Origin of the sequence: Magnetospirillum sp. XM-1 (genome assembly GCF_001511835.1) — a bacterium.
GTDB lineage: Bacteria > Pseudomonadota > Alphaproteobacteria > Rhodospirillales > Magnetospirillaceae > Phaeospirillum.
This window is the reverse complement of sequence record NZ_LN997848.1, coordinates 1,314,054-1,329,173: the sequence shown is the minus strand read 5'-3', so window position 1 is coordinate 1,329,173 and position 15,120 is coordinate 1,314,054. Positions and strand designations below refer to the sequence as shown.

14 protein-coding genes are annotated in these 15,120 nt (G+C 66.3%); 8 read left to right on the top strand and 6 right to left on the bottom strand.

Annotation, left to right across the window (positions count from 1 at the left end; all coding sequences use genetic code 11):
* Positions 1–8: 8 nt before the first annotated feature.
* The 5 genes from XM1_RS06335 to XM1_RS06315 all read right to left on the bottom strand — a co-directional run bounded on the left by XM1_RS06335 (position 9) and on the right by XM1_RS06315 (position 4,308).
* A complete protein-coding gene (locus XM1_RS06335) occupies positions 9–1,499 on the bottom strand; it encodes a type II and III secretion system protein family protein (RefSeq protein WP_068431436.1) in 1,491 nt (496 codons plus the stop codon).
* Positions 1,496–2,395, bottom strand: coding sequence for a Flp pilus assembly protein CpaB (gene cpaB, locus XM1_RS06330; protein ID WP_068431435.1), 900 nt, complete (start codon positions 2,393–2,395; stop codon positions 1,496–1,498). Before cpaB ends, XM1_RS06335 begins: the two co-directional genes overlap by 4 nt.
* Positions 2,396–2,417: 22 nt before the next feature.
* Positions 2,418–2,900, bottom strand: a complete 483-nt coding sequence (locus XM1_RS06325; protein ID WP_068431434.1) for a prepilin peptidase — start codon at positions 2,898–2,900, stop codon at positions 2,418–2,420.
* A gap of 238 nt (positions 2,901–3,138) precedes the next feature.
* Positions 3,139–3,318 (bottom strand): Flp family type IVb pilin, encoded by a 180-nt coding sequence (locus XM1_RS06320; RefSeq protein ID WP_068431433.1) that lies wholly within the window; start codon positions 3,316–3,318, stop codon positions 3,139–3,141.
* Positions 3,319–3,591: 273 nt separating this feature from the next.
* Positions 3,592–4,308, bottom strand: a complete 717-nt coding sequence (locus XM1_RS06315) for a Crp/Fnr family transcriptional regulator (RefSeq protein WP_231920707.1) — start codon at positions 4,306–4,308, stop codon at positions 3,592–3,594.
* 171 nt (positions 4,309–4,479) lie between these two features.
* Between XM1_RS06315 and XM1_RS06310 the strand changes: the two genes are divergently transcribed.
* From XM1_RS06310 to XM1_RS06300, 3 genes are all read left to right on the top strand, one after another.
* Positions 4,480–4,671: a hypothetical protein gene (locus XM1_RS06310; RefSeq protein WP_156428657.1), complete on the top strand. Its 192-nt coding sequence runs from the start codon at positions 4,480–4,482 to the stop codon at positions 4,669–4,671.
* An 86-nt stretch (positions 4,672–4,757) separates the two neighbouring features.
* Positions 4,758–5,306 (top strand): GAF domain-containing protein, encoded by a 549-nt coding sequence (locus XM1_RS06305; RefSeq protein ID WP_231920706.1) that lies wholly within the window; start codon positions 4,758–4,760, stop codon positions 5,304–5,306.
* 46 nt (positions 5,307–5,352) lie between these two features.
* Positions 5,353–5,799, top strand: a complete 447-nt coding sequence (locus XM1_RS06300) for a gamma-glutamylcyclotransferase family protein (protein WP_231920705.1) — start codon at positions 5,353–5,355, stop codon at positions 5,797–5,799.
* Between the two features lie 91 nt (positions 5,800–5,890).
* On the opposite strand, the gene XM1_RS06295 is transcribed toward XM1_RS06300, so the two are convergent.
* On the bottom strand, positions 5,891–7,180 hold the full coding sequence (locus XM1_RS06295) for a D-alanyl-D-alanine carboxypeptidase (protein WP_068431418.1): 1,290 nt from the start codon (positions 7,178–7,180) through the stop codon (positions 5,891–5,893).
* Between the two features lie 158 nt (positions 7,181–7,338).
* On the opposite strand from XM1_RS06295, the gene XM1_RS06290 reads away from it, so the two are divergent.
* From XM1_RS06290 to clpA, 5 genes are all read left to right on the top strand, one after another.
* Positions 7,339–8,016 carry a hypothetical protein gene (locus XM1_RS06290; RefSeq protein ID WP_068431416.1) on the top strand — a complete coding sequence of 226 codons (678 nt, stop codon included), beginning with the start codon at positions 7,339–7,341 and terminating at the stop codon, positions 8,014–8,016.
* 153 nt (positions 8,017–8,169) lie between these two features.
* Complete coding sequence (locus XM1_RS06285) at positions 8,170–10,596, top strand: bacteriohemerythrin (protein ID WP_068431414.1); 2,427 nt, start codon at positions 8,170–8,172, stop codon at positions 10,594–10,596.
* A 175-nt stretch (positions 10,597–10,771) separates the two neighbouring features.
* On the top strand, positions 10,772–11,647 hold the full coding sequence (locus XM1_RS06280) for a phasin family protein (RefSeq protein ID WP_068431410.1): 876 nt from the start codon (positions 10,772–10,774) through the stop codon (positions 11,645–11,647).
* Positions 11,648–11,807: 160 nt separating this feature from the next.
* Positions 11,808–12,140: an ATP-dependent Clp protease adapter ClpS gene (clpS, locus tag XM1_RS06275; RefSeq protein ID WP_068431407.1), complete on the top strand. Its 333-nt coding sequence runs from the start codon at positions 11,808–11,810 to the stop codon at positions 12,138–12,140.
* A 43-nt stretch (positions 12,141–12,183) separates the two neighbouring features.
* Positions 12,184–14,478, top strand: coding sequence for an ATP-dependent Clp protease ATP-binding subunit ClpA (clpA, locus tag XM1_RS06270; protein ID WP_068431404.1), 2,295 nt, complete (start codon positions 12,184–12,186; stop codon positions 14,476–14,478).
* Positions 14,479–15,120: the final 642 nt, after the last annotated feature.

Below are 15,120 nucleotides of genomic sequence, written 5' to 3'. Positions count from 1 at the left end.
TGTCCTCCTCACTGGACGATGTGGCCGTAGGGGCCCTGCAGGGCCGGAGGCGCGGCCGGCGCCTCCTTGGAACGGGTGGTGTAGGTGTCCTGCAACCGGCCCAGCAGGAAGCGCTTGAGGTCCGAGCTGGGGGCGAAACCGTCGTTGGGGGTGGCCAGCCCCGGCTGCTCCAGCGGGCGGACCACATAGGCAGACAGGATCACCACCAGTTCCGTCTCGTTCCTCTGGAAGGCGTTGGAGCGGAACAGCGAGCCCAGCACCGGCAGGTCCATCAGCCCCGGCAATCCGGCGATGTTGCTGGTGATGTCGTTCTGCAGCAGGCCGGCGATCATCAGCGACCCGCCGGAGGGCAGCTCCACCGTGGAACCGGCGCGGCGCACCTTGAAGGCGGGGACCGAGATGGTCGAGCTGACGGCGGTCTTGTTGGCGGTGTCGATGGCGCTGACCTCGGTGCTCATCTTCAGGCTGAGGCGGCCGGGATCGAGCACCACGGGGGTGAAGGCCAGCAACACGCCATAGGGCTTGAACTCGATGTTGATGGCGCCGTTGGTCTGGGAGACGGGGATGGGCAGCTCGCCGCCGGCCAGCATGGTGGCGGTCTCGCCCGACACCGCCGTCAGGTTGGGCTCCACCAGGGTGCGGATCAGCCCCTGGTTCTCGAGGATGTTGAGATTGGCCACCAGGGCGCCGATGCCGGTGATGGTGGCGGTGCCGAAGATGGCCGAGCTGGACGAATCGATCAGTCCCACCGAGGCGCTGGTCTTCGACCCCGAGCCGATGGCGGCGCCGCCGAAGAGTGGAATGCCCTTGTTGGCGGTCAGCCCGACGCCCAGTTCCTTCAGCACGGTGCGCTGGATTTCGGCCACCTTGACGTGAAGCAGCACCTGCTGCTCGTTGACCACGCGCAGCAGGTTGACCAGCTTGGCGTCGTCGGCCACGAAGCGCCGCGCCACCAGCTTGGCGTCGCGCACCGCCGCGTCGTTCTTGACCGCGCCCGACAGATACAGGCTGTCGGCCACCGCCTCGACGGCGATGGAGCGCTCTTCCGGCAGCACGGCCTTGAGCGCGTCCTTCACCGCCTGGGAATCGATGGACACGTTGAGATCGATGCGGCGCATGACCCGGCCGGCGCGGTCCATCAGGAAGACGTTGGTCTGGCCCACCGCCCGGCCGGTGATGTGGACCAGGTTGGGGGCGCGCACGATCACGTCGGCGATGTCGGAATTGCCCATCACCACTTCCCTGACGGCGCCGGGCAGGGGTAGATCGATGCTCTTGCCCACCGGAACCTGCATGGATTCCGCAGAGACGGCGGCGTGGGAGCGCAGGACCTGCGGCGTGCCGGGGCGCGGCGCGGGCGCCGGCGTATCGGGAGCATCGAGCCGGACCACCTTGGCGCGCGGCGAAGCCAGCGGCGGCGGCGGCTCCTCGTCCCGCGCCAGGGCGGGGGCCGCCACGAGCACCGCCAGCAAAACGGCAAACCACTGACGCCGGATCATCGTCCCACCCCTTCCGAACTGATCTGGCCGGCGCGGTTGACCCGGACGCCCTTGGGGGCGGGAGGAGCCGCGCGCTCGGCCTTCGGCTTGAAGCCGACCACCGCTTGCAGCACCTTGCCAGCTTCCAGGTCAGCGGTGAAGTCCAGTTCGCCGGAAGCGGCAATCTGGGGCGCTTCCGCGCCACGCGGCGGCCGGAGCGACAGTTGCAGGCTGCCCATCATGCCGGCCACGGTCAGGATCTCGGCCTGCTTCGGCGTAACCTCCAGGGTCGCGGTCTTGCCCTGGATGGGCGCGCCGTCGCGCCCCCTGGTGATCTGCTGGTCGATGGCCAGCACCCGAAGATCGGCCAGCACCGTCTCGGCGCCGTAGCGCAGCAGCAAGCCGCTGCCCGATTCCATATTCGGCCCCTCTTCCGCCTTCTTGATGTCGGTGGCCAGCACCACGTCCACCCGGTCGCCCGGCGTGATGAAGCCCGACACGGCGGTGGGGTTGGTGATGGCGAGGGAGACGGCGCGCATGCCCGGCGCCAGCATGCCGGCCAGCACGCCCGAGGCCTCGGGCCGGAAGGTAGTGGCGGCGGAGACCGGCTCGCCCTCGGCCAGCGGCCGGCGCGCGATCATGCCGACGAAGGCGGCCTTGGTGTCCTCGCCCGGCTTGCGCACCGCCAGACGGTCGCCCGCCGCCGATTTCGGCCAGACGTCATAGCGCAAGTCGTCGCCGACCAGGGCGGCGCCCGAGGGAACGTCGCGGGCGACGATCAGGACCTCGACGGTGGCGGGCTCGTCGGCGGCCTTGGCGCGGCGCGCCTCCTGGCGGTCGAGCCAGGACTTGGCCAGCATGGCGGTGCCTCCGGCCGCCAGGGCGGCCACCACGACGATGATGATGATGGGTCGCATGACGAACCTCTTTTTTCCGAACTCAGCCGGCCAGCCGGGGCAGCAGGCTTGCCGCCGCCCAATCCAGACCGCCGGCGGCGATGGCGATGCCGTAGGGCACGTGTCCGCCCATGGCCGGGCGCAGCCCGCCGGCCTCGGCGCGGCGCGCCACCAGGGCGGCCAGCGCCACCAGGCCGCCGACCAGGGCCATGACCAGCAGGAAACGCGGCAGATCGGCGGGACCGACCCAGAGAAGCACGGCCGGCGCCAGCTTGGCGTCGCCGCCGCCCCACACCCCCAGGCTGAACAGTACGGCGGCCGCGACGAAGGACAGCACGCCGGTGCCCAGATGCACCAGCCAGGCCTCGCCGCTCAGCCCCATGGACAGCGCCGCCGGCACGAAGGCCGCCAGCACGGTGAGCGGCACGCGGTTGGGGATGCGCAAGGCGCGCAGATCGCCCCATGCCGCGTCCAGCAGGGCCGCGACGAAGACAATCGCCGAAACAATGAGGATGATGCTGCCCATTCCCGCCTCCAGGGGCCGAGGTGCTTCCGCAAGGAAGTTCCACAACCCGAAATCGTCCCGCTTCCTAAAAAAAGACTAACCACATTTCCCTAAAGGCACTGTGATTTTATCCACAGATACTAAAGTTTTAAAATTATCACAGAACACAGACTTTAATATACAGAACAAAAAAAGGCGCCCCGCTTGGGAGGCGCCTTGTTTTATTTGTCGCGGCGCCGCCGGAGCGGCGCGCCTCGACTTAACCGTTGATGTTGGTGGCCACAGTGGTGAAGGCGGCGATCAGCTTCGGACCGATCAGCAGCATGGCCGGGATGGCGACGATGGAGATCAGCGCGGCGATCAGGCCGTATTCGATGGCGGTGGCGCCCTGCTCGTCACGGGAAATCTTGGTCATTGCGCTGCGGATGGCAGTAAACATTTATCGTCTCCTTTAATCTGTTCGCGGAAACTCTGAACTACCTCATCGCTTCCGTTCGAGTGTCCTGGGTCTGAACTGCGTCTTGCGTTCCCGCCCCTATCTCGTGAGACAATATTTGCCACGTCATACCAATTCTTTCTGTGACGAATCACACAGAGACCAAAGTTTTATTTAAGCAGATTAGTTCAAATTTTAGCAAAAGCGAATCCCATCGCCCGGCATCGAGACGAGGCCGGGTCCAGGTCCGGGTGGCGGAGGGATCGTTTGCCGGAATTACGCCGCGCCGCGCGCTGCGGCCATCAGCTGCAGGCGGGCCAGGTCACAGATGACCAGCCCCATGGAGCGGCGGCGGACCACGCCTTCGCGGGCCAGCTCGCCGATGGCCTGGGCCACCTTTTCGCGGGTGGTGCCGGCCCAGGCGGCGATTTCCTTGTGATTGGGCAGATCGGCGATCTGCCAGGAATCCGGCTTGGCCGGATCGGGCTGGGCGAGGCGGAGAATCTCGCCCCAGACGCGCTGGTTCTCGCTTTGGCTGGACAGTTGGGCCACCCGGCTGTCCAGACTGCGCACGATGCGGGTCAGGCGCTCGACCACCTTGATGGCGATGGCGGGATACTGGCGCATCAGTTCGAGAAAGGCGCCGCCCTCCAGCGAGGCCAGCACCGAATCCTTGGTGGCCACCACCCGGGCCGAGCGCTTCATGCCGTCGATGGCCGCCAGCTCGCCGAAGTAATTGCCGGCGATGACGTCGGCCAGGGCGACCTCGCGCTCGTCGGCGCCGGTGGTCAGGATGCGCACCGCCCCCTCGACGACGAAATAGACCTCGAGCGTGTCGCTGTCCTTGTCGAAGATCTGGGCGCCCGAGGACACCCGCGACCAGTTGCAGCGGGCCTCGATATCGCCCAGCGCCGCCTCGTCCATGTCGGAGAACAGGGATACGCGGGCCAAGCCGCCGTCGATCACGTCCATCATCTGCGAACCCGTCGTCAACGCCCGTTCCCCGTCTTGGAGTATCGGCCGGGGCCGTCCGCTTTTCAATACGGGCTTGGCCCCATCGTCCGGCCGTCACACTTGGTCGAGGACAGCGACAATTCGGGCATTCCCCCCGGACGAACACCTTACTACCATGGAGTGAGCAAATTCCGCCCGATGGGGAATGCCATGGACAAGGATCTGCGTCACTGCCTGCCGGACCGGATTCGGGTCATCGTCGGATTAGTGAGCGATACGGCGGGTTGCGACTCCATCGCCCCGCTGATCGCCGACGGATGCCGCTGCGCCGAGGAGCGTCCCTGCATTCTTTGGGATGCATGCAAAAGCATACACCGGGCCTTCCGACCCGAGGTCCACTGACCCGGCCCCCCCCTACCCGAAATCATCACGATCGGTCTAAAGTCGTGCCTTCCCCCGGCAGATTCCCTGGGGTTAGCATGATTCTCATGAACGCCGACGCCCCCCTTGCCGCCCCTCTTTCCTCCACCGCCTCGTTCGGTCCGCCGGACGATCCGGCCATGGATCGGGTGGTGGCCTGGCTGCACGAGCCGGCCCGCCGTCTGCACGGCATGATCCGCCAGCTTCCGGGCTTCGCCTCCCTGCGCTACGCCTCACTGTCGGTCTATGATGCCCGGCACGACATGCTGTGGGCCTTTTCCTGCCATTCGGACGGCGTCGGAGCCCCGGACGTGACCGAGGTCGAGATGACCGACGTCCCCTCCCTGGTTCTGCTTGCCGACAGCCACGAACCCCGGATCGTCAACGACATGGCGGCGTTCGGAACGGAAGGCCGCTTCCACACCAGCGGCGCGCGCAATTCCGACAGCCGCTCCAGCATGACGGCCCCCATCATCCTGGACGGCCATTTCCTGGGCTTCGTGATCTTCGGGGCCTCCGTCCCCAATTTCTTCACCGCCCCCGTCTGCGAAACCCTGCAGACCTTCACCGAGGCCTTCGGCATCCTCATCGATCGGGCCAGGGCCCTTTCCGACTGAGCGACAGGACGATATGCTCCGGCCGTACAGCGTCCGGAGACCAGTCTTGCCGACCCATCCCCCGCGAACGGCCCCCATGTTCTTCTTCGGCACCCTGATGGACGAGGATGTTCTGGCGGCCGTGCTGGGACACCCGGCGGCCGCTGGGCGAATGGAGCCGGCGCGGCTGGTCGGCTGGCGGCGGACGAACATCGCCGGCCGCACCTATCCCATGCTGATCCCCCACCCCACCGGCACGGTGGAGGGAGTTCTGGTCCACGGCCTGGACGAGCGGGACCGCCGCCGCCTCGACCATTACGAGGGGCCGGAATATCGGGTGGGCTGCGTGCAGGTTCGCACCGGCGGCGGAAACGAGGTGATGGCGGACAGCTACCTCTGTCCGCCGGGAGTGCCCGGCGGCCGCGAGGAATGGCGGCTGGAAACCTGGCGCCTTCGCCACAAGCGGGCGGCGCTCACCCGCATCCGCGCCCTGATGGCGGGATGGCGGGACTGAGCTTTTTGCATGTCCCTCTGCCTTTGCGGGCGCCTCCGCGCCCTTGGCCTAGTCTAACGAACCCCACATTTGAGGCTCGACGATCTTTGCGTCAGGTGTTGGGATTGACCGGCTTGCAGGCCTTGCCGGCCTTGCCCAGGCGCTTGCAGGCGGCGCGGGCCTGGTCCTCGGTGAAGCCGGAGATGCGGGCGCGATAGACCGTCTTGGCGCCCTTGCCCGCCTTGTCGATGTCGATGGAGGCCTTGGAGACCAGCCCGCCCAGCTTCTTGGCGGCGTCGCTGGCCGCCTTGTGGGCCGGCCGGTACTCGTTGAACGCGCCCACCTGGATGGCCCAGCTGGCCGGGTCGGCGTCACCCACCGCATCGTCGTCGTCGTCATCGTCGTTGGCGGCGGCACGGGCAGGCGCGCGCATGGCGACCTTCTTGGCGGGGACCGGCTTGGCGGCGACCTTCGCCTTGGCCTTGGCGGGAGCCTTGGCCGCCTGCGCGGCGGCCACCAGCTCGTCCAGGTCGGGCAGGTCGTCGGCCTCGGCCTCGGCCATCTCGACGCTTTCACCCTTCCGCAGCTTGGCGAAGCCCTTGTCCAGCAGCTGGCCCATGTGCTTGTCGCGGGACGCGGCGGTGTTGCCGCCGAACACCACGCCGATGATGCGCCTGTCGCCGCGCTTGGCCGACGAGATGAGGTTGAAGCCCGACGCGTGGATGTAGCCGGTCTTGATGCCGTCGGCGCCCTGGTAGCGCAACATCAGGCGGTTGTGGGTGTTGATGGGCTGGCCGTCATAGACGAACTGGCGGGTGGAGAAATACTTGTAGTAGCCGGGATGGCTGCGGATCAGGGCGCGGGCCAGGGTCGCCTGGTCGCGCACCGTGGAGACCTGGCCCAGGTCCGGCAGGCCCGAGGCGTTGCGGTAGGTGGTGGAGCGCATGCCCAGCGCATGGGCCTTGCGGGTCATCATCTGGGCGAAATTGGCCTCGGTGCCGCCCACGCCTTCGGCCGCCACCACGGCGGCGTCGTTGGCCGACTTGGTGACCAGGGCGAGAATCAGGCTCTCCACCGAGATCTTCTCGCCGGGCTCGAGGCCCAGCTTGGACGGCGACTGGGCGGCGGCATGGGCCGAGGTGGTGAATTTGGTGTCGAGACGGATGCGCCCGGAATCCAGCTCGTCGAACAGCAGGAACAGGGTCATCACCTTGGTCAGCGATGCCGGATAGGACTTGGCGTCGGGACTTGCCGCATGCAGGACCGAACCGGATTCCGCGTCGATGACGATGGAAGCGTAGCGCCCGGCCAGGGCCGGCTGGGCCGACAGGGTCAGGATCGCCGCCAGGGCGACGGCGAACAGGCGGACACGATTCAGGAATCCAATGCGGCTCAGGTGCAACGTCTCGACCTTCCGTTCAGCGACTGAGTTGGCTTAGGGTATCGCCGAAACCTTAAAGATTTTGCGAATCTGTGTAAAGCTTCGCGAACCACCTGATTCCCGCCATATTTCCCTGCCCATCCTTGCAGGTCCCGCCCCCCCTCGCCCAGGGAAACACCATGCCTCATCGCCTCGCCATCTCGACCATCGCCCTCGCCGCCGCCCTGTCGGGATGCGCCTATACCGGCGGCGACGTCGGCAACCCCTTCTACCGCAAGGTCCAGTGGTTCTCCTTCGTCGAGGGCGGCGACATCCGCGACGCCTGCGCGCCCGGCTCGCCCGACCGCTTCCGCTTGGTCTACAACGCCCTGTGGGACCAGCAGGTGCGGTTCTATGAGTGGGATTCCAGCGCGGCGACGCTGAAGGTCAACGCCATTACCCGCCCGGGCAACATCGCCACCATCGAGCTGACCGACCCGCTGTCGCCCTGGCGCGCCAACGCCGCCTCGGTTCCCCTGGACCAGGCGGCCCGGAACGGGCTGGCCGCCGCCCTGGAGCAATCGGGCGCCTTCGGCCCGCCGGCGGTGGGATTGCAGCTGTACTCCCACTCCTATTACTGGACGGCCGCCAGCTGCCGCCAGGGCAAGTACACGTTCACCGCCTGGAGCTATCCTTCCGCCGCCTACGACGCCGCCCGCTTTCCCGCCGCCCTGGCCGCCCTGGATCCCGGCCGCGACACGATCATTCCGCCCGCCCCCGTCCCTGTCGATCCCTTCCGCGAGGACGAGCGCCGCCGCAATGGCGTGATTGAATTCACCCTGAAGGTGGGAACCAACGGCCTAGACTACGGGCTGTAGTCCGGAACAAAACTATACCATTTGACTTAGATCAGATATTCAACGCTTGGACGAAAGAGATACATGTAAATTCTCCTCCGATTAACCTTATCTGCTCAATGATGTCCTTGCCCCCGATGGGATGACCTCCATCACTAGCCGAGGATGACAGATATGGCCGCGACCTTGACGGTAAAGACCCGAATTTACGGCGGGTTCCTCAGCGTTCTCGCCTTCCTTGTGGTCGTCGCCGTGATGGTGGGAATCGGCTTCGCCACCGTCGGGCGCAACGTTTCGGAATTCCAGCGGGTCAACTCGAACACCATCCGGGTGCTGACCATCGACCGCAACGTGGTCGGATTGCGGCGCAACGTCCTGGCCTATACCGGCAGCCAGGGCGACACGGGCGCGCTGAGCCGCATCCGCACCCTGCAAGGCGCCCTGGAGAAAGATCTTGGCGAAGCCATCGCCGCCACGGTCGATCCCGAGCGCAAGGCGACCCTGGCGCGGATGAAGGCGCTGTTCGAGGAATACAACGTCAATTTCGACAAGATCATGGCGCTGCGCGGCGAACGCGACAAAGCCCTGATCGAACGGGCCGCCCCGGCCGGAGCCGCCATGGTCGACGCGCTGAGCGGCGCGGTGGACGGCGCCATGGCCGATGGCGACCATCTGGTGGCCGCCCATGCCGGCAAGGCGCTGCAGCACCTGCTGCTGGCCCGGGTCAGCGCCAACCGCTTCCTCGCCACCCCGGAGCAGAAATTCGCCGACGCCACCCTGGCCGAGCTGGGCGCCACCGAGACGGCGCTCAAGGCCCTGGCGGCGCAGAGCCGCGACGCCCGCACCCGCAAGGCCGTGGACAGCGTCGGACAGATCCTGCCCGCCTACCGCGCCGATTTCATGCTGATCCTGAACGGCACCCTGGAAATCGACCGGCTGGTGTCCAAGGAGGCGGCGCGGCTGGGCGCCGAATTCGCCGACCTGGCCCTCAAGATCAAGGATTCCCAGTTGCAGGTGCTGACCGCGCTGGGCAGCAGCACCGAATCCACCATCGACAGCCAGGGAATCTGGTCCAAGGCCGTCTCGGCCGTGGCGGTGCTGCTGGGCCTGATCTTCGCCGTGCTGATCGCCCGCTCGATCCTCGGCCCGGTGGGGGCGATGACCGGGGTGATGGACCAGCTGGCCCGCAACAACCTCGCCGTCGACGTCCCCTACGCCGAACGCGGCGACGAGATCGGGACCATGGCCCGCTCGGTCGCCCACTTCAAGGACCAGCTGATCCGGGTCAAGCAGCTGGAGGCCGACCAGGAGGAGCAGAAGAAGAGGGCCGAGGCCGATCGCCTGATGGCCATGCGCAAGATGGCCGACACCTTCGAAGACAGCGTCGGCAAGGTCATCGAGACGGTGACCTCGGCCGCCACCGAGCTGCAGGCCGCCTCGGGCCAGATGGCCGGCACCGCCACCGAGACCAGCGCCCAGGCGACCACCGTCGCCTCCTCGGCGCAGCAGGCTTCGGCCAACGTCCAGACCGTCGCCTCCGCCACCGAGGAGCTGTCGTCGTCCATCAATGAGATCTCGCAGCAGGTCGAGCGTTCGCAGGCGGTAGCCGACCGGGCCCGCGAGGAGGCCAGCCACACCACGGAACAGGTCCGCTCGCTGTCCGAGAATGTCGGGCGCATCGGCGAGATCGTCAACCTGATCAACGATATCGCCGCCCAGACCAACCTCTTGGCGCTCAACGCCACCATCGAGGCGGCGCGGGCCGGCGACGCCGGCAAGGGCTTCGCCGTGGTGGCCAACGAGGTCAAGAACCTCGCCAACCAGACGGCGCGCGCCACCAGCGAGATCGCCGGACAGATCTCGGCCGTGCAGCAGAGCACCTCGGCCGCCGTCTCGGCCATCGACAGCATTTCCGCGGTGATCGGCGAAATGGGCGAGATCAGCACCTCGGTGGCCTCGGCGGTGCAGCAGCAGACCGCCGCCACCGCCGAAATCGCCCGCAACGTCGAGCAGGCCGCTGCCGGCACCTCCGAGGTCTCCGGCAACATCGTCTCGGTGGAGCAGGCGGCCCGCGAAACCGGCGCCGCCGCCGAACAGATCCGCGAATCCTCCACCGACCTGTCGCGGCAGGCGGAATTCCTCCGCCACGAGGTTTCCACCTTCCTGGCCCAGGTGCGGGCCGAGAAGAAGGACATGGTGCTGCTGCGCTGGGACCCCGCCCTGGAAACCGGCCAGTCCTCGGTGGATCAGCATCACCGCGCCCTCTACGACCTGGTCAACCAGGCCTATCGCGCCATGATGAGCGGCGACGGGCAACTGGCCGCCTCGGACCTGCTGGCCGAGCTGGACCGCTCCATGCACGCCCATTTCGACGACGAGGAAGGCCTGATGAAGCGTCACGCCTATCCCGAGACCGACACCCACGCCCGCAGCCATCGCGCCTTCTTCCAGCGGGTCGACCAGCTGCGCGCCGCCATCGCGTCGGGCAACGCGACCGCCGGGGCCGAGCTGTTCGACTATGTGGCGACCTGGCTGGTCCAGCACATCAAGAAGGAGGACCTGGCCATGGCCCGCTTCATGGTGGAAAAACGGGCGGCCTGACCGTCCGGGCGCCTATCCGATTACGAATATATTGCAGTGCAATATACGCTATTGACTCGCTGACATCCGGGTCGCATGATACGCCCCATGTTGCATTGCAGCATGGGGCGATTTGTTTGCCTCGGCTGCGCGAACCCGCGGACACCGCGCCCAACCGATAAGGGAGACACCTTCCATGACCACCGCCAAGGCCAAGCCGGCCGCCGCCGCCAAGACCGCCGCCCCGACCGTAGCCACCCCCGTGAAGGCTACCAAGGCCCCGGCTCCCGTCGCCGCCCCCATCGCCGCCGCTCACGCCGACGCCGTCAAGACCATCGAAGAGGCGGTCTCCGTCGGCAAGGAAACCATCCAGACCGTGGTGAAGGCCTCGGCCGACGCCGCCGTCAAGGGCTACGACAAGGCCGCCAAGGGCTACGACAAGGCCGTCGCCATCGGTAAGGAGCAGGTCGAGGCCGCCGTCGCCGTGTCCAAGGAGACCATCGAGACCGTGGTGAAGGCCTCGGCCGACGTGGCCGCCAAGGGCTACGACAAGGCCGTGGCGCTGGGCAAGGAGCAGGTGGACGTCGCCGTCGCCGCCTCCAAGGAAGCCGTCGAATCCGTGGTGAAGGCGTCGTCCGAGGCTGCCGCCAAGGGCTACGACAAGGCCGTCGCCATCAGCAAGGAGCAGGTCGAGGCCGCCGTCAAGGCGCAGACCGCCGCCTACCAGGGCTACGAGGACGTGCTGGCCCAGGCCAAGGACAACGTCGACGCCTTCGTCAAGGCCGGCACCATCCTGACCAAGGGTCTGCAGGACCTCTCCAAGGCCTTCGTCGGCCTGACCCAGGCCAGCATCGAGGAGCAGGTCGCCGCCTCCAAGGCCCTGCTGTCGGCCAAGACCCTGAAGGAATTCATTGACCTGCAGACCGACCTGACCAAGGCCGGCGTCGACAAGCTGGTGATCGAATCCACCCGCCTGACCGAGCAGTCGGTCAAGCTGGTCGAGGACGCCCTGGCCCCCATCGGCGACCGCGTCAACGCCACCGTCGACAAGCTGGTGAAGGCCGCCGCCTAATTCGGCAGCCCTTCTTGTCAAGAGAGAGGCCCGGCGGAAACACCCGCCGGGCCTTTTTCATGCCCGCAATCCCCTCATGCGGAAAAAGGGGCCTTTTCGCCGGGCATCCGCACCCAATATGATAGGGGTGTAAAGAGCAACCAGGCCCAAGCACACAGGCATGAGCGAAAACGGTAACGACAAGCGGAACGGCGACGACGGTCAGACGGGGGTGGTCATCAAGACCCGCCCGAAAACCAAGAAGCCATCCATGTACAAGGTCCTGATGCTGAACGACGATTACACTCCGATGGAGTTCGTCGTGCATGTCCTCGAACGCTATTTCAACAAGAGCCGAGAGGATGCGACCCGCGTCATGCTGCATGTCCATACCAGGGGTGTCGGGATTTGCGGTGTTTACACATATGAGGTGGCGGAGACCAAGGTAACCCAGGTCATGGACCTGGCGCGCCAGAACCAGCATCCGCTGCAGTGTACGATAGAAAAGGAATAGCCCGCCCGTCGCGGCGCGTTCCCCCAGGATAAGGATCGGCCCCATGCTGTCGCGCAACCTGGAGCAAAGCCTGCACCGTGCCTTGTCCCACGCCTCCGAGCGCCGCCACGAATACGCGACGCTGGAACACCTTTTGCTGTCGCTCACCGACGACCAGGACGCCGTGGCGGTGCTCCGGGCCTGCAATGTCGACCTCGACAAGCTGAAGCGGGACCTTTCCGAGTTCATCGACACCAACCTGTCCGAACTGGTGTCCCCGCGCGGCACCGACCCCAAGCCCACCGCCGGCTTCCAGCGGGTGGTGCAGCGCGCCGCCATCCATGTCCAGTCCTCGGGCCGCGAGGAGGTGACCGGGGCCAACGTCGTCGTCGCCCTGTTCTCCGAGCGCGAGAGCCACGCCGTCTACTTCCTGCAAAGCCAGGACATGACCCGGCTCGACGCCGTCAACTACATCAGCCACGGCGTCGCCAAGGCGCCGGGCCGCGGCCAGAACCGCACCGTCCACGGCGCCGACGAGGAAGCCTCGGGCGAGAAGGTGGTGAAGAAGGGGCAGGAGGCGCTCAACGCCTATTGCATCAACCTCAACAAGAAGGCCGCCCAGGGCAAGATCGACCCCTTGATCGGCCGTGACGAGGAAATCGACCGCACCATCCAGATCCTGTGCCGGCGCTCGAAGAACAACCCGCTCTACGTGGGCGATCCCGGCGTGGGCAAGACCGCCATCGCCGAAGGCCTGGCGCGGCGCATCGTCAACGCGGAGGTGCCCGACGTCTTGAAGAACGCCACCATCTTCGCGCTGGACATGGGCTCGCTGCTGGCCGGCACCCGCTATCGCGGCGATTTCGAGGAGCGCCTGAAGGCGGTGGTCACCGAGCTGGAGAATTACGACGGCGCGGTGATGTTCATCGACGAGATCCACACGGTGATCGGCGCCGGCGCCACCTCGGGCGGCTCCATGGATGCTTCCAACCTGTTGAAGCCCGCCTTGGCCTCGGGGTCGCTCCGCTGCATCGGCTCGACCACCTACAAAGAGTTCCGCAATCACTTCGAGAAGGACCGCGCCCTGGTCCGGCGCTTCCAGAAGATCGACGTCAGCGAGCCGTCCATCCCCGACACCATCAAGATCCTGAACGGCATCAAGACCTATTACGAAAGCCACCACAAGGTCCGCTACACCGCCGAGGCCATCAAGGCGGCGGTGGAGCTGTCGGCCAAGTACATCACCGACCGCAAGCTGCCCGACAAGGCCATCGACGTCATCGACGAGGTGGGCGCGTCGCGCATGCTGCTGCCCGAATCCAAGCGGCGCAAGACGGTGACGGTCCGGGACGTGGAGGAGATCGTCGCCAAGATCGCCCGCATTCCCCCGAAAAGCGTGTCCACCAACGACGTGGAGGCGTTGCGCAACCTGGAACGCGACCTGAAGACCCTGGTGTTCGGCCAGGACAAGGCCATCGAGGCCCTGGCCAGCGCCATCAAGCTGGCGAGAGCCGGCCTGCGCGAGCCGGAAAAGCCCATCGGATGCTACCTGTTCTCCGGCCCCACCGGCGTCGGCAAGACCGAGGTGGCCCGCCAGCTGGCCAAGATCATGGGCATCGAGCTGACCCGCTTCGACATGAGCGAGTACATGGAGCGCCACTCGGTGTCGCGCCTGATCGGCGCGCCGCCCGGCTATGTGGGCTTCGACCAGGGCGGGTTGCTGACCGACGCCATCGACCAGCACCCCCATTCGGTGCTGCTGCTCGACGAGATCGAGAAGGCCCATCCCGACCTGTTCAACATCCTGCTCCAGGTCATGGACCACGGACGGCTGACCGACCACAACGGCAAGACCGTGGACTTCCGCAACGTGATCCTGATCATGACCACCAATGCCGGCGCCGCCGACCTGGCCAAATCGGCCATCGGCTTCGGCCGCGAAGCGAGGGAAGGCGACGACACCGACGCCATCAACCGCATGTTCAGCCCGGAATTCCGCAACCGCCTGGACTCCACCATCGCCTTCGCCAACCTGACGCCGGAAATCGTCGCCCAGGTGGTGGACAAGTTCGTCATGCAGCTGGAAACCCAGCTGGGCGACCGCGACGTGGTCATCGAACTGACCGACGAGGCCCGCGCCTGGCTGGCCAAGAAGGGCTACGACCGCTCGTTCGGCGCGCGGCCGCTGGCCCGCGTCATCCAGGAGCACATCAAGAAGCCCCTGGCCGAGGAATTGCTGTTCGGCCGCCTGGCCAAGGGCGGCATCGTCCGCATCCGGGTGGGCGAGGATGCCAAGCTGGCATTCGAGTTCCTGGCCACCTCCCCCAAGGCGGACAAGATCCCCGAACTGGTGGAATGATCCCCGCGCCACCGGCGACCCAACCAGGGCGCTCCCACCGGAGCGCCCTTTTGCTTGCCCAGGATGAGGGGCAAATTCTTGACAATTGCCCCCTGTTTGGCGATAATTAACCCGTAACAGAGATGGAGGCGTACCGGGATTGGAAGGTTGTCACGACAATATCCGATGCACCAGACGCCTCTCCCGAGGCGAATGCAACACCGGACAGGAGGATGTTGACAGCATGACGCCACCGGGTCGAATTTGAGGTGCCGATATAGTGGCACCAAGTACTATAAAAGCTCAGTACCATGACTTATCGGCCATTGCGCCGAACACATAGGACCTGTGGGTCCCCAAACCATAAGCCCCGCGCGGAACGAACGTCTCCGGCGGGGCTTCGGTTTGTCTGGACGCATATTTGAATCCCCCCCTCGCCACAAAACAGCGGCGGAGAGAGCATGGATCGCGCGGGTTCCGGCTCGATGATTCCAGAGTCTGTCCGGTTTAGAGCATCGAGCCATAAATCCGGATCATCCCTGCCCCCCTCCCCCGGCTTTGCCGGGGGAAGGTTGGGGTGGGGGCTCGTGCAGGAAGCACCCTGTCACCTCGTCATGGCCGGGCTCGACCCGGCCATCCACGTGGGACCGTTCGGCCACTATC

What these genes read in the sequence shown, in the direction of transcription:
- XM1_RS06335 (WP_068431436.1), bottom strand. Translation starts at nt 1,499, where the DNA reads ATGATCCGGCGTCAGTGGTTTGCCGTTTTGCTGGCGGTGCTCGTGGCG.
- cpaB (WP_068431435.1), bottom strand. Translation starts at nt 2,395, where the DNA reads ATGCGACCCATCATCATCATCGTCGTGGTGGCCGCCCTGGCGGCCGGA.
- XM1_RS06325 (WP_068431434.1), bottom strand. Translation starts at nt 2,900, where the DNA reads ATGGGCAGCATCATCCTCATTGTTTCGGCGATTGTCTTCGTCGCGGCC.
- XM1_RS06320 (WP_068431433.1), bottom strand. Translation starts at nt 3,318, where the DNA reads ATGTTTACTGCCATCCGCAGCGCAATGACCAAGATTTCCCGTGACGAG.
- XM1_RS06310 (WP_156428657.1), top strand. Translation starts at nt 4,480, where the DNA reads ATGGACAAGGATCTGCGTCACTGCCTGCCGGACCGGATTCGGGTCATC.
- XM1_RS06305 (WP_231920706.1), top strand. Translation starts at nt 4,758, where the DNA reads ATGAACGCCGACGCCCCCCTTGCCGCCCCTCTTTCCTCCACCGCCTCG.
- XM1_RS06290 (WP_068431416.1), top strand. Translation starts at nt 7,339, where the DNA reads ATGCCTCATCGCCTCGCCATCTCGACCATCGCCCTCGCCGCCGCCCTG.
- XM1_RS06285 (WP_068431414.1), top strand. Translation starts at nt 8,170, where the DNA reads ATGGCCGCGACCTTGACGGTAAAGACCCGAATTTACGGCGGGTTCCTC.
- XM1_RS06280 (WP_068431410.1), top strand. Translation starts at nt 10,772, where the DNA reads ATGACCACCGCCAAGGCCAAGCCGGCCGCCGCCGCCAAGACCGCCGCC.
- clpS (WP_068431407.1), top strand. Translation starts at nt 11,808, where the DNA reads ATGAGCGAAAACGGTAACGACAAGCGGAACGGCGACGACGGTCAGACG.
- clpA (WP_068431404.1), top strand. Translation starts at nt 12,184, where the DNA reads ATGCTGTCGCGCAACCTGGAGCAAAGCCTGCACCGTGCCTTGTCCCAC.